We start from the raw sequence: 13,157 nt of genomic DNA, 5'->3' as shown, positions 1-13,157 counted from the left end.
GGTCAGCGCGCGCTTCTACTAGATGAGGGACCATCATGAAGATGGAATCGGAGAAAAGAGAAAACTCGGAAAAGGGAGGAAGAACGATGAAACACACACATCGAAGAATTGAAAAACGGACCGGAGCGTTCCTCGGAGCGACTCTGTTGGTGGGCCTGGTCTGCGCACCGCTTTCATGGGCCTATGTGGATGAAAACCTGTTCGAGAACACAGACGGCCTCTGGTTCGTCACCCCCGCAACCGACCCCGAGAGGGACGCCGACACCGTCCAGTACGTGGTCGATAGCGCGGCTGAAGGCGATGTCATTTACCTCCGAAGCGGCACCTTTGATTTCGGGACCATGGATTCGCAGAATCCCGAAAACGGCAAGGAGGTTACTGTTTCGAAGAGACTCCTCTACATTATCGGAGCCACCAATGACAATGTCCTTGGAGAGGTTGAGGAATACCTGACGACGATCCTTGCGAATGGCGCCGGGATCAATGCCTCGTCGAACGGTGTATCGATCGAGGGGATACGCGTCAGTGGAGGATCGGGGGGCGATCGCTACTTTGAGAAACCGAGGACCAACGGCCAGATGATGAATATGTCGGTGCGGGTCGCACTGGAACATGCCTGCAAAGCGATTCCAGGCTTTGTCATCGGCACCGAACCCCGGATGGTGCTGATCCGTGCGGTGGGCCCGGGATTGGCTCCTTACGATGTTCCAGATACTCTCGAGAATCCCAGGATCGCCGTCTTCCAGGGCGACAAGCTGATCGCGGAGAACTGCGACTGGTGCAAGTGTGCCGACAACGGTGCCAGGGTCGAACTCGCCTCCAAGCGCTGCGGGGCATTTCTCCTTGAGAGCAACAGTCTCGACGCCGCGCTGGTCGTGACGCTCGAGCCTGGTGTTTACACCGTCAAGGTCTGTGATGAAGGTGAAGGCACCGGCGAAGTCCTGCTCGAGGTCTATGGGGTGCCCGCTGGGGTGCCCGCCAAGTGAAATCCTGCTGGGTTCATGAACAGCAACAACAACCGGAGCCCCGACTGAATCTCGATACTGAGCGCCTCAGACCGAAGGGGGATCGACAGTCGTGATCCGGCAAAAGCCGCCCGTCACTACGGGAGAAAGGAGGGAGTGGTGATGGGCGGTTCACTTTGTACTGCCCGATGAAGGACCTGCCGGATTCAACCCTCGATATCGACGACCTCGACGTAGAAGATGAGGGTGGCCCGGCGGGGCACTTTCTCGCCCAGGCCGCGCAGGCCATAACCGAGGGCCTGGGGGACGATGAGGACCCGTTTCTCTCCCTTGCGCATGTCGGAAAAGGCTTCTTCCCAGCCGAGGATCACTTCCCCACTCCCGAGCCGGAAAATGAAGGGATTCTCGCGGTCGAGGTTCTCATTGAACTTGGTGCCATCGATCAGGAAGGCGGTGTAGACCACCGAGATCTTCATCCCCCGCAGGGGTTTGGGACCCGTCCCCTCCTGCTGGACGATGTAGCGCAATCCGGAGGGCGTTTCCATGTATCCCGGCCAATTCTGGTCGATGACATCCTCGTCCTCCGCCGGGTAGGTTCCTCGGGGCGCGGCATCCAGACCGATCGAGGCGAGACAGAACAGGAACAGGAGAGATGTGAGGGATCGGGTCGACGGGATCATGGGAAACACCTTGTTGACGGGATTCTCCACAGTCCCTTGTTCCGGACAACGGAATTTTTTCCCGGGCCCATTACGACGGGTGCAAACTGCAAACCCTGTCCGTCGGCCCGGTATGGAGCCGCTTCCGAATGGACGGCCCGGCGGTCCGTCCCGACCCACCACAACTGCCATTGGGCGCTTGCCCGTCCGGATGGTGACCCGCAGATTTCCCGCCGTGCCCACCTACTCCGCCGACGATCCCAGGAATCCCGCCTTCGCCCCGGTAACGGATCTTCCCCATCTTCCGCGCATTCTCCTGATCGGCGATTCGATCTCCATCGGCTACACCCTGACTGTCCGGGAGCGCCTGGCCGGCAAGGCCAACGTTCATCGCATACCCGAGAATGGGCGGGATACCTCTCATGGACTGGAGAATCTCATCCGCTGGCTGGGTAACACCCGCTGGGATCTGATCCACTTCAATTTCGGCCTGCACGACATCAGGCGCATCAGGGACGACCGGATGGATGTGACCGGTGTCCGGGTCCGCTCAGTCGAGGAGTATGCAGCCAATCTGCGGCAAATTCTCGATCAACTGAAGAATACCGGCGCGCGGCTTCTTTTCGCCACAACCACACCGGTGCCCGAAGGCGCCGACGGACGGTTGCCCGGCGACGAGTCGGAGGTCAACCGACGGGCCGTGGCCCTCATGACCGAAGCCGGGGTGAGCGTGACCGATCTTCACGGTTTCATCCGACCTTACCTCGCCTCGGTCCAACTCCCGGCCAATGTCCACTTCACCGGGGAAGGAAGCCGGCTTCTTGGTGAGGAAGTGGCCCGTACGATAAATCGTACCCTGCGCCTCGCTTGAGCCGACCGCTCAGGGCCGGACGAAATCCGGGTGGATGTCCCGCAGGGCCGGGAAGCGTTGCCGGTATTCGTCGAGTGCCGCCGGATCGATATCCGCCGAAAGGACAACCTCTTCGTCGCCCGCCCCGGCGAGAACCTCACCCCGGGGATCGATGATGAGGGAGCCGCCCCGGTATTTCACATTCGGATCCGATCCGACCCGGTTGACGCCGACGACGTAAGCCTGGTTTTCAATGGCGCGGGCCTTGAGAAGCTGTTCCCAGTGCATCTGACGGGCCCGGGGCCAATTGGCGATGACGGCAAAGCACTCGGCGCCCCGGACCACCGCCGTCCGGAAGACCTCCGGAAAGCGCAGATCGTAACAGACCAGGGGGCAGACCTTCATTCCGTGCCACTCAAAGAGGACCGGTTCCCGACCGGCCGCGTAGTGCTCGTCTTCCCCACCGTAACTGAACGGGTGCATCTTGCGGTAGCGTTGGATCACCCGGCCGTCCGGTCCGACCACGATCGCTTCGTTCGAGCCGAGTCCGTCCTCCGCCCGGCTGACCCGGCCGGCGATGACAAAGCAGCCATGGCGGGCGGCCAGGGAACCGAGAAAGACCTCCGTCGGTTCCTTGCCCTCGTCGACCACCGCGTCGACCTCCATACTGAACCCGGTGGCGAACATCTCGGGCAGAACGATGAGCGAACCGGCCGGCGGACCGGCTTCGGCCACCAGGTCACCCACCCGGGTGAAATTGGCGGGCTTGTCCTGCCATGTAATTGAAAATTGGATACCAAAGATTTTCATTGCTTCCCGCCCGTCGAAAGGCACCGCAGCATCATGGCCCGGAGAATGTCTTCCTGGTCGTTCGGCCGCTCGATTGTCTCGGCAAAAGCCCGGCGGAACTCGAGCTGATGATTGATCAGGCTGCGCAGGCCGGGCAGCTCCGCCTTACCGACCAGCTTGCCCATGTACCAGGGATTCTGGGTAAAGACGTTCATCGGGTTCTTCTCCTTCGACGAACCGAAGACGCCGCCATAGCGGGCGGCCGAACGCTCGAAGGATTTCTTGTCGATCCCGCCGCCGGCCAGGCGCAGGAATCCAGAGTCCTTGAGCGAGCCCAACTGGATGAGGAGGCGGTTGCGGTTCTGCAGCGAGCTCAGCAGGGGGCGGGCGTCGTTGCCTGCGAAGAAATGACGTCGAAGGGCCTGCACGCACCATTCGGGGTCGCGGGCAAAGAAAGCTTCGGTCGCCTCAAAGAAATCCCCTTCCCCAAAGGACGGGACCAGCTCGTCGATCATCCGGGCATCGATGACCCCACCGACTTCATCGCAATAGGTGATGAGCTTGCGGACCTCTTCGACAAAAAGACGGGCGTTCCCGTTGATCTTGGCGACCAGCAGCTCGATCGCACCCGGGGCGAACCGGATATCCATCCCCGCCGACTCCTCCGCCGCCAGGTCCTCCCAGCCCATCCCTCCCCCGCTGTCGGTCACCAGCTGAAAATCGCTGTTCTTTTCCATCCACTTGGGAAAGACGCGGCGACGATCGACCGGCGAGGCCGAGATGAGGAGGGCGACTTCGTCGGCGACAATTCCCTCGAGGATCGCTTTCAGCTCGTCCAGCAGCTTCAGGGTACCCTCCGCCCGTCCCGTGACCGAGTCGGCCAGGAAATTGACATCCTTGAGCCAGACCGCCTTGCGATCACCGAAAAGACCGAGGGTCTGGACTGCGTCGCGCAGCCGGTTGATCGTCGCCTCCACTTCGCCGATGTTGTTGGTGAAGCCGCTGATGACCTCCGAGGAGAATTCATCCAGACCTTCGGCCATCCCCGCGAAGCGCACCCGGGCGATCCGATTGACGAGGAAGTCATCGGGGCCGCAGATATAGGTGAATTGCCGGGAATCGGTCGCCATGGGAGATGGGAAAGGTCCAGACAACACCGCACGCGTCTCGGAATCAAGCCAGCGTCGACCCTTCCAGCTCAAGCCGCATCGGGAGATCCGCCCGGGCGTAGTGGTCGCCCGCCGGCGGCACTTTGTCCTCCACCCATCCGCGACTCCGGTAGAGATTCACGGCTGTCTCGAGCTTGCGGTTGGTCTGGAGAAGCAACGTCTTGGCCCCGAGCCGTTTCGCCTCAGCGATGACATGATCGCAGAGCCGTGCGCCCACCTGTCGTCCGTGGGCCTCGGGAGCGACCGCCATCTTGGCCAGTTCGAAGGTAACGGAGTCTCTCTTGAGCAGGGCGCAGGTGCCCACGATCTCCGCGTCCAGCCGGGCCATATAGACCTGTCCCCCCGCCTTGAGGATGGTCTCGCGCGGATGGTAGAGAACCTGCCGATCCGGTTCCTCCATATCAAAATAGGCCTCAATCCAATTCCGGTTGAGTTCGGCAAAGCGGTCCTCCTCGCCCGGCGCCATCGGCTGGATCACGACCGCTTCATAATCCATGCGGCGTAATTCCCTGCGGATACGCTCGTCCATCGGCTCACGATCAAGCAGGGCTTCCAGGGAAGTCAGGATGGCGGAGAGATCCACACCGGCCTCCCGGGTCCAATGCTCGATCGCGGATTCCTGGGCCTGCCAGAGCACCCGCAGCTCATCGACCAGTTCCCTTCCCTTTCTGCTGAGGACGATGAGACGGCGACGCTCGTCGTTCGAGTCACGCCGGTCGCGGGTGAGACCGCGGACATCGAGGGTCCGGGCCAGCTGCACGATGGCCGGATGGGTCTGCCCGAGGGACCGGGCGATCTCGGTGATGCCGAGTGGTCCGTGCTCACCGAGGAGCCGCAGGCCGGCAAACCACCGTGGCTCCGCCTCCAGTTCCATCTCCCGTGTGACGGTGTCGACACCCTCGGCCGTACGCCGACCCAATCGATGGAGTCGTGAGGAGAGGTTGAGCAGATCGGGTGGATCGGAGGGGGTCATTGCCCCATTTAAGTCATTGATTACGTAAGTGACAACATAAAAGAAGGGGAAAGGGAGGAAGGCTTTACGCTTCGAGTTCTGACGATCGAGGCGTAAAGCCTCTCCTACAGGCAAGACGAGGATCGAGGCGCAAAGCCTCTCTTGCAGGCAAAACCAAACCAGGGGTTCTCCTATCCTGTGCATCATCCTTTTCCGGCCGCCGATTCGCCACCCAAAGCCTTGCCGTGCAGGCACAATCCGGATTATCTGGGACTGAAGAATTCCTCCGATCGGTCGAAGGCCAGAGCTGGGCCGATCATCCGTCTGCCCGTCCGCATTTCATGACCAGAGACACCGATCGCGAAGCCGGCCCCGGCGATATCCTCCTTTCCCAATCCTGGGAGGATACCGACACCCTCCTTGATGCCCTCGGGACGCGGCCCGGAGAATCCGTGGTCTCGGTCGCCGGCAGCGGCGATCACGCTCTCGCCCTGCTGACCGCCGATCCGGGTCAGGTTATCGCGGTCGACCCCAATCCGGCGCAGATCGCCTGTGGAAAACTCAAATCGCTCGCCTTCAGGACTCTCGGGCACGGTGAGCTCCTCGAGCTGATGGGTTCCCGGGCCAGCATCCGGCGGCCCGCCCTGCTCGCAGACGTCCTTGAATCGGCTCCGGCCGCTGAAAAAGCCTTCTGGAAAGCAGTCCGGCGGGTGGGATCCGACGGGATCGGTGGCATCGGGAGATTCGAGCTTCAGCTGGCTGCCTTCCGACGGCGCCTTCTGCCAACCGCCGCGGGCAAGGCCAAGATCGATGCCCTGCTGACCCGAAGAGACGAGTCGGAGCGCGCTCGATTTCATGATTCCAAGTGGAACACCCACCGCTGGCGGATCGCTTACCGGGCGGCTTTTTCGCGATTGGCCGCGGTCGGTGACGAGGATGCGGGAAAGAAGGTATCGCTTGATAAGGGAGCGTGGGACGGGATCTGCCTCCGGCTGCGTCAACAGCTCGTCAGCCAGGATCCGTCGGCCAATCCCTACCTTCACTGGATGCTCCGGGGCGACCACGGCGATGCCCTGCCCACCCTCTACCGGGCACGACACCATGCCGCCATTTGCGAACGCCTCGATCGGATTTCCTGGCGCGCCCAGAGTCTCGAAGGTGCTCTGGGCACTCTTCCGGCCGGCAGCGTCGACCGCTTCGACCTCGGCGGACTGTTTGAGGGCACCTCGGAGGCCGCCTACCAGCACCTGCTCAAGGCGATTCTGAGAGCGGCCCGACCGGGAGCACGGCTCGTTTACTGGAATACCCTGGTCAACCGGTCCCGCCCGGAATCGCTGAAGGCGCAGATCCGGCCGCTCGAAGATCTGACCACCCGGCTCAATGCAGCCGACAAGACCCTCTTCGGGCAGCGTCTGGTGATTGAGGAAGTCAGCGGCTGAAACCGGCTTACTTCTTTCCACCCTGAAGAAACGCGCCTCTTCAGGCCGCTTTCTTCCGGATGACCCAGCGGGAGAGGATAAGGAAGACCACGGCCAGGCCGAAGGCGACCAAGAGCACCTGAACGGCGCGCCGGAAGGTCCGATCGATCATTCCATCCACACTCTGGGTGGATTCCTGGAGAGCGACAGCGGTCACCTTGCCGGCACCTTCGATCACCCGCGCAAACGAATCGCCGTCGAGGGTGGTTTGAAGTTCGACCAGCAGCGACTTAAGCTCGGCGGAAGCCGCGGTCAGTCCGGCCAACGCAGTCGTGTAGTCGTTGATGTCGAAAGGCTTGGACAGCGTCTCCGGTTGGGCCGCCTTTCGGGCGGCCTCCTGTGCTTTCTCCTCCGGGGTGGCCGGCGGATAGAGCGTCATCATGGTGTCCTTGTAGGTCTTGAGCAGGGCATCGAGGGAACCGGCGGACGTATCGAGCGCGGTGACCGTGCGCTCCACCGAAGTCGTGACCGTCTCGGCCTGGCTTCCAATGACCTGCACATCCTTCAAGGCGGCCTGCACCTGTTCCAGGGCCGTCTGCACCGCGGCCATCTGTTCATTCGACTGGGTGAGCAACTCATTCACATCGCGACGGCCGTCGAGCATGAGCATCTCCAACTGCCACCCGATATGTTCGGGCATCCGCTCAACCACCGTGGTGAAGCGGTTGGCCACCGTGACGAGACTCTCGGCTGCGTCGCCGCCCTTGCCGACACCTTCCATCGCCCGGAAAGGAGCCATCGGAAGACTCATGACCCCGCCAAGCATCCCGCCGACCGCCGTATCGGTAAAACTGATTCGGGTGACGTTGGCACCCTCTCCGGCAATGGTGAAATTCCGGACATACTCATCAACGCCGTCGATCGCCTGTTTCAGGCTTTCCGGGGGAAGGAAGGTGGCCGCTGTCTTCTCGAAACTGTCATGGATGTTCTTGAAGAACGTGATGTATTGCGTCCGGTATTCGCCGAGTTGGCTGGTGGCGTTCTCCACCTCCAGCCCGTTTTCGAAAAAGACCTCCATCTGATAGGCCAGGGACCAGAGATCCAGGTAAGCGGTCATGGCGCTCGGGTTGTCCACGGCGGTCTCGATGATGGTGATCACCCGCATCTTGAGAAAAAGCACCGCTCTTCGGATATCATTGTCGGCCGTGTCCGCCGAGACCCTCAAGGAGAGGGAACCGAGCTGTCCCGAAAACGAATCCGCCATGACTTCGACTCTCGCCCGAAGTTCCTCCTCGGAAATCGATGCGGAGTTGCCTGCGGATTTCTTGGCGGGCGCCTGGGAAGAAAGGAGTCCCAGCACGACAACCAGAGTCAGGAGGGGTCGAAGGAAGCGGAACCGCGTTGGCATGACGGGATGTTCCGCGAGTCTCGTTTCGAAAGCAAATCCCGTTTGCCCGCGTAGCCGCCGGCCTAAGCGGGGGTGCCGTCTCCCGGTTGCAGCTGGATGATTTTTCCGGCCTCGACCCGGGACGAGCGTTTTCCATCGCCCCCGTCGCCCTCGTGAGCAACAAGGACGCGCCGAAGCCAGTCGAGAGCCGCATTGACCGCCCTCTGTTTGACGGCGGTTCGTGAACCCGGATAATTGACCCGTTTGGACCAGATCCCTTTCGGGGTGTGCAGTCCGATGAAGATGGTTCCGACGGGATTTTCGGCATTACCGCCACAGGGACCGGCAAATCCTGTGATACTCAGACCGAAGTCCGCATCGAGCCGTTCCGCCACCCCGGCTGCCATGGCAACGGCTGCTTCCGCACTGACCGCCCCATGTTGTTTGAGCAGACATTCGGGCACGTCGAGCATTTCGACCTTGCAGGCGTTGCTGTAGCAGATGATGCCGCCGGAAAAGAACTTGGAGGCGCCCGGCAGATCGGTGAAATTATTCGACATGAGCCCGCCGGTGCACGACTCGGCAATGGCCAGCTGATAGCCGTGGTTGCGCAGGAAATCGGAAATGACCTTGACCATCGATCCGTGTCCAAAGCACACGAAATCATCGCCGAGTTTCTCCCGGCAGGCCTCCGCGATCTTCTCGAGCTGTTCACGGTCGATTCGTTCCCCGGGTGAACTCAGACGGACGTCGACCTGGCCCTGATGGGCGCAATAGGCCACGTTGAGCCCGGGGTGCTGGTTGAAGACCGGCTGCAGCAGTGTCTCCAGGGCAGACTCCCCGATCCCTGCGGTCCGGAGCTGCACATAGGCTTCCTGTGACGAGAGCCAGCCCCGCTCCGCCAGGCGGGGAATGACAGAGTCCACCAGCATGGGCTGGAGTTCGTTGGGCGGGCCCGGAAGCATGATGAGGATCTTTCCATCCTGCTCGTGCCAGATGCCGGGGGCCGTCCCGTGGGGATTGGCGATCACCTGGGACCCCTCAGGATGGTAGGCCTGCTTGAGGTTGTTCGGTGTGACCGGCCGGTCGAAGCGCTTGAAGCGTTCTCGAATGGCCGCCTCGGTTTCGGGATCAAAGACCAGTGCCCGGCCCAGGACCTCGGCAATGGTCTCCCGGGTCCGGTCATCGCAGGTCGGGCCGAGACCTCCCGTGGTGATGATGACATCCGCGCGGGCCCAGCTCTCGCGGAACTGCCGGCCGATGCCGTCGGCATCATCCGGTATGGTGACGTTCCGTTGCAGATCGACGCCGTACTTTCCGAGCTGCTGACCAATGAAGGTCAGGTGGGTGTTGGGGGTCAGTCCGAGTAGAAGTTCCTCGCCGAGGGTGATCAGCTCAAAGCGTTTGGGGATTCGCATCCGTGTTTTCTGTTCTGGTTTCAGCGCACTTTGTTCTCCCTCATGCTTGGCAGATCCCAACCGTACGCTAGTTTGCACGAAATGCGAGCCCAGGGTCCATGTTCGAGGAAACTTTGACCTCCGTGCCGTCTTCCCCCTCCAAAGTGCCCACCATCAAGGAAAAGGTCCGCCATCTCCCCCAGGGACCCGGTGTCTACCTGATGAAGGATCGGCTGGGCTCGATCATCTACGTCGGCAAAGCCAAGAATCTGCGGAAAAGGGTCAGTTCTTATTTCCAGCCCTCGCGCGGCATGATCCAGCAACCGAAGATCCGGGCCTTGGTCGACATGATCCATGACCTTGAAGTGATCGAGGTGAAGTCGGAGCCCGAAGCCCTTCTGCTGGAAGGTCGCCTGATCAAGCAATACCGGCCGAAGTACAATACCGACTTCACGGACGACAAACGATTCCTTCTCCTCCGCCTGGATACCTCCGTCCCCATCCCCCGGTTCACCCTGGTGCGCTACCGGAAGGACGACAATGCACGCTACTTCGGCCCTTTTCCCCATTCCGGTCACCTCCGCCGCACCCTGACGGAGCTCCGGCGGCAATTCGGCATCATCCTTGCCGACACCCAGCCCCGGGAGGTCGCGCCGGGCAGGTATCGGCTCTACGACGACGTCCGGGCGGAGCTCTACGGTCACCCCAATGAAGTTACCATCGCCGAGTTCAAGGACCGGCTGGACGCGGCCTGCCATTTTCTTGAAGGGCACAGCCGGGCCATGCTCGGAGAGCTCAAACAACAGATGGAGGGGGCGGCAAGAGAACAGGACTATGAAAAGGCGGCCGCCTTGCGGGACGTCTATTTCGCTCTGGAAAAGACGCTTTCCAAGACCCGGAAGTTCGCCCGCAACCCGGTCCCGGCTCCCATCGAAGAACATGCCCTGGAGGAGCTGCAACGAGTGCTTGCCCTGCCCTCTCCCGCCCGGCACCTGGAATGTTTCGACATCTCGCATATCTCAGGGACATTCGTCGTCGCCTCGATGGTCCATTTCACCGAGGGTCGACCGGACAAGGCCCAGTACCGGCGCTACAAAATCCGCAGTTTCATCGGCAACGACGATTTCCGTGCGATGGAGGAGGTTGTCGGCCGCCGCTACCGACGACTGGCCGAGGAGGGCCGCCCCTTTCCCGACCTCGTGGTGATCGACGGCGGAAAGGGCCAGGTGGCGGCCGCGCTCAAGGCTTTCCTTATTCTTGACTTGGAACCGCCCCCACTCATCGGCCTGGCCAAGAAGAAGGAAACCGTCATCTTTTCCGACGGCCGCGACCCGTTGAACCTGCCCCTCAACCACCCCGCCCTTCAATTGCTGCAGCGTCTGCGCGATGAAGCCCACCGGTTCGCCAACACCTTCAATGCCGACCTGCGGACCAAGCGGATTCGCGAGTCCATCCTCGATTCGTTTTCCGGACTTGGACCGGTCCGCCGGCAGGCCCTGATCGACCATTTCGGGTCGATTGAGCGCCTCAAGGCGGCCAGCGAAGCCGACCTGAAGGCCGTGGAAGGGATCGGTCCCAAAACGGCCGCGGAGTTGCGTACTTTTCTTGATGCCAATCAGTCCGACCGGGCGACGCCGGCACCGCAGTGAGGACAGGTTCGTTTGGCATCACCTCGCCAGAACGTTGTTACGGATGAACATCCCGATTCCTGCTATCCCTTTCCCCCCGGAGCCCTCTTCCTTTGATTCTTCCGTTTTTGTGGTTAGAGGCTGTTATGCACTTTCAACCTGGATGACCCTGTAGGAACAGCTCGCCAAGGCGTCAGATGCGAAGAAATGTAGCAACGCCGCTGTGTCGGCGTTCTCGAGGCAAGGGAACACTTCGACACAGCGAAGTGGCTACACCAGACCAGCAATGACTTGCGAAAGTGACCATGAATCCAAAGTGAATAACAGCCTCTAGGTTGCCCGTGTCCCGGTAGCAGTCTCCAACTCCCAAACGCATCCCTCCACCAGTCTCACCGCGCGTCATGATCCGAACCTTCCGTTCCTTCGTTTTCGCTTTTCTCCCCGGCCTTCTGCTCACCGCCCTTTCCGCTTCGGCCGAGTTGCGGCTCGCGGCCATCTTCAGCGACCACATGGTCCTGCAACGCGAACAGCCGATCCCGGTCTGGGGATGGGCCGATCCGGGAGAGGAAGTAACCCTGCGCTTCCGCGATCAGTCTGTCACCACGGCAGCCCGGGCCGACGGTCGATGGAGCGCCACCCTTGCTGCGGAAGGGGTCGGAGAGCCGGCCGATCTCGTGGTCGTCTCCGGCGAAGAAGTGGTCGTCCAGGACGTTCTCGTCGGGGACGTCTGGCTGGCTTCGGGCCAGTCAAATATGGAATGGAAGGTCGCCGACTCCGATCGGGCCGAGGCGACGATCGCCGCGGCCGGGAATCCCCTGATCCGGCTCTTTACCGTGCCGCATCGAGTCTCGACCGAGCCGCTTGACGATGTCGAGGGTGCCTGGCGGGTGGCTTCACCTGATACGGTTGCTCCTTTTTCGGCCGTGGCCTGGTTTTTCGGACGTGAGATCCAGAAGCGGCAGAAGGTGCCGGTCGGCCTGATCCATACCTCGTGGGGCGGCACCCCGGCCGAAGCATGGACCGGTCTCGAAGCCCTCGCCGCAAAACCGGGACTAACCCGCCTGGTGGATCAGCGGACCCGCGACCTCGTCGATTATCCGCAAAGGCTGGTGGAGTACCGGGCCGCCGTTCATGGGTGGGAGCTGCGCCAGGCACAGGCCGCCGCCACCGGATCCCCCTTTACCGAACGCAAGCCCGATGAGCCCCGCGGTCCCCATCACAAGAGCCTCGCCGCCGGACTCTTCAACGCGATGATCCACCCGCTCATTCCCTATGCCACCCGCGGAACCATCTGGTACCAGGGCGAGGCCAATGCCGCCCAACCGGAAGAGTACGCCATCCTCTTTCCCACCCTGATCGAGGATTGGCGGTCCCTCTGGGGTCAAGGCGACTTTCCATTCCTTTTCGTCCAATTGGCCGACTTCAGGGTGGACTGGGATTCCAGCGGGCGAATCTGGGCCTTTCTCCGCGAAGCCCAGACCCAGGCCCTCCGCCTCCCCAAGACCGGCATGGCCGTGACCATTGATATCGGCAATCCCGACGACATCCATCCCCGCAACAAGCATGATGTCGGCAAACGCCTCGCCCTTGTTGCCCGCTCGGTCGCCTACGGGGAATCGGTGCCGGCCTCCGGACCCACCTACCGGGGAATGACGGTTGAAGGCTCGGCCGTCCGCATCGCGCTGGATCATGCGGAAACCGGGCTGATGACCAAGGGGCCGACCCTGCTGGGATTCGAGGTGGCGGGACAGGACCGCCGATGGGTCCCCGCCAAGGCGATCATCGACGGGGTCAAAGTCGTCGTGCACAGCCCCGAGGTGGCTGAGCCGGTCGCCGTCCGTTATGCCTGGAGGAACAGCCCTGAGGCGACCCTGACCAACGGAGCCGGCCTGCCTGCCGCGCCGTTCCGGACGGATGACTGGCCGAGGAACGACGGGTAGGCG

Annotated in this window: 11 protein-coding genes; 5 read left to right on the top strand and 6 right to left on the bottom strand. The window is 61.8% G+C overall.

Annotated features, from left to right (window positions below; genetic code table 11):
- The first annotated feature begins 86 nt into the window (after nt 1-86).
- On the top strand, nt 87-986 hold the full coding sequence (locus R3F07_01440; GenBank protein ID MEZ5275025.1) for a hypothetical protein: 900 nt from the start codon (nt 87-89) through the stop codon (nt 984-986).
- 185 nt (nt 987-1,171) lie between these two features.
- On the opposite strand, the gene R3F07_01435 is transcribed toward R3F07_01440, so the two are convergent.
- On the bottom strand, nt 1,172-1,645 hold the full coding sequence (locus tag R3F07_01435; GenBank protein MEZ5275024.1) for an FKBP-type peptidyl-prolyl cis-trans isomerase: 474 nt from the start codon (nt 1,643-1,645) through the stop codon (nt 1,172-1,174).
- A 214-nt stretch (nt 1,646-1,859) separates the two neighbouring features.
- Between R3F07_01435 and R3F07_01430 the strand changes: the two genes are divergently transcribed.
- Nucleotides 1,860-2,495: an SGNH/GDSL hydrolase family protein gene (locus tag R3F07_01430; GenBank protein ID MEZ5275023.1), complete on the top strand. Its 636-nt coding sequence runs from the start codon at nt 1,860-1,862 to the stop codon at nt 2,493-2,495.
- A 9-nt stretch (nt 2,496-2,504) separates the two neighbouring features.
- Here R3F07_01430 and R3F07_01425 read toward each other — a convergent pair whose 3' ends face one another.
- From R3F07_01425 to R3F07_01415, 3 genes are read right to left on the bottom strand one after another with little or no spacing between them, the layout of a single operon-like run.
- Nucleotides 2,505-3,284, bottom strand: a complete 780-nt coding sequence (locus tag R3F07_01425) for a carbon-nitrogen family hydrolase (GenBank protein MEZ5275022.1) — start codon at nt 3,282-3,284, stop codon at nt 2,505-2,507.
- The gene (locus R3F07_01420) at nt 3,281-4,393 is read right to left on the bottom strand and encodes a DNA polymerase III subunit delta (GenBank protein MEZ5275021.1); all 1,113 of its coding nucleotides are present in this window, start codon (nt 4,391-4,393) and stop codon (nt 3,281-3,283) included. Before R3F07_01420 ends, R3F07_01425 begins: the two co-directional genes overlap by 4 nt.
- Nucleotides 4,394-4,436: 43 nt before the next feature.
- Nucleotides 4,437-5,405: a bifunctional helix-turn-helix transcriptional regulator/GNAT family N-acetyltransferase gene (locus R3F07_01415; protein ID MEZ5275020.1), complete on the bottom strand. Its 969-nt coding sequence runs from the start codon at nt 5,403-5,405 to the stop codon at nt 4,437-4,439.
- 320 nt (nt 5,406-5,725) lie between these two features.
- On the opposite strand from R3F07_01415, the gene R3F07_01410 reads away from it, so the two are divergent.
- Nucleotides 5,726-6,823: a DUF3419 family protein gene (locus tag R3F07_01410; GenBank protein MEZ5275019.1), complete on the top strand. Its 1,098-nt coding sequence runs from the start codon at nt 5,726-5,728 to the stop codon at nt 6,821-6,823.
- Nucleotides 6,824-6,863: 40 nt separating this feature from the next.
- Here the strand turns inward: R3F07_01410 and R3F07_01405 are convergent, their stop codons facing one another.
- Nucleotides 6,864-8,210 carry a hypothetical protein gene (locus R3F07_01405; protein MEZ5275018.1) on the bottom strand — a complete coding sequence of 449 codons (1,347 nt, stop codon included), beginning with the start codon at nt 8,208-8,210 and terminating at the stop codon, nt 6,864-6,866.
- Nucleotides 8,211-8,272: 62 nt separating this feature from the next.
- On the bottom strand, nt 8,273-9,607 hold the full coding sequence (locus R3F07_01400; protein ID MEZ5275017.1) for a competence/damage-inducible protein A: 1,335 nt from the start codon (nt 9,605-9,607) through the stop codon (nt 8,273-8,275).
- 143 nt (nt 9,608-9,750) lie between these two features.
- Here R3F07_01400 and R3F07_01395 point away from each other — a divergent pair, with 143 nt between their 5' ends.
- Entirely contained in the window at nt 9,751-11,235 is a 1,485-nt protein-coding gene (locus R3F07_01395) for an excinuclease ABC subunit UvrC (protein MEZ5275016.1), read from the top strand.
- Between the two features lie 380 nt (nt 11,236-11,615).
- Nucleotides 11,616-13,154: a sialate O-acetylesterase gene (locus tag R3F07_01390; protein MEZ5275015.1), complete on the top strand. Its 1,539-nt coding sequence runs from the start codon at nt 11,616-11,618 to the stop codon at nt 13,152-13,154.
- The last annotated feature ends 3 nt before the right edge of the window (nt 13,155-13,157 follow it).

The sequence above is a fragment of the Opitutaceae bacterium genome (assembly GCA_041395105.1).
Classification (GTDB): domain Bacteria; phylum Verrucomicrobiota; class Verrucomicrobiia; order Opitutales; family Opitutaceae; genus B12-G4.
The sequence above is the reverse complement of the archived record's forward strand: the minus strand, read 5'-3'. Positions and strand labels throughout refer to the sequence as shown.

Coding starts and splice junctions, on each gene's coding strand:
- R3F07_01440 (MEZ5275025.1), top strand. CDS start 87: ATGAAACACACACATCGAAGAATTGAAAAACGGACCGGAGCGTTCCTC.
- R3F07_01435 (MEZ5275024.1), bottom strand. CDS start 1,645: ATGATCCCGTCGACCCGATCCCTCACATCTCTCCTGTTCCTGTTCTGT.
- R3F07_01425 (MEZ5275022.1), bottom strand. CDS start 3,284: ATGAAAATCTTTGGTATCCAATTTTCAATTACATGGCAGGACAAGCCC.
- R3F07_01420 (MEZ5275021.1), bottom strand. CDS start 4,393: ATGGCGACCGATTCCCGGCAATTCACCTATATCTGCGGCCCCGATGAC.
- R3F07_01415 (MEZ5275020.1), bottom strand. CDS start 5,405: ATGACCCCCTCCGATCCACCCGATCTGCTCAACCTCTCCTCACGACTC.
- R3F07_01410 (MEZ5275019.1), top strand. CDS start 5,726: ATGACCAGAGACACCGATCGCGAAGCCGGCCCCGGCGATATCCTCCTT.
- R3F07_01405 (MEZ5275018.1), bottom strand. CDS start 8,210: ATGCCAACGCGGTTCCGCTTCCTTCGACCCCTCCTGACTCTGGTTGTC.
- R3F07_01400 (MEZ5275017.1), bottom strand. CDS start 9,607: ATGCGAATCCCCAAACGCTTTGAGCTGATCACCCTCGGCGAGGAACTT.
- R3F07_01390 (MEZ5275015.1), top strand. CDS start 11,616: ATGATCCGAACCTTCCGTTCCTTCGTTTTCGCTTTTCTCCCCGGCCTT.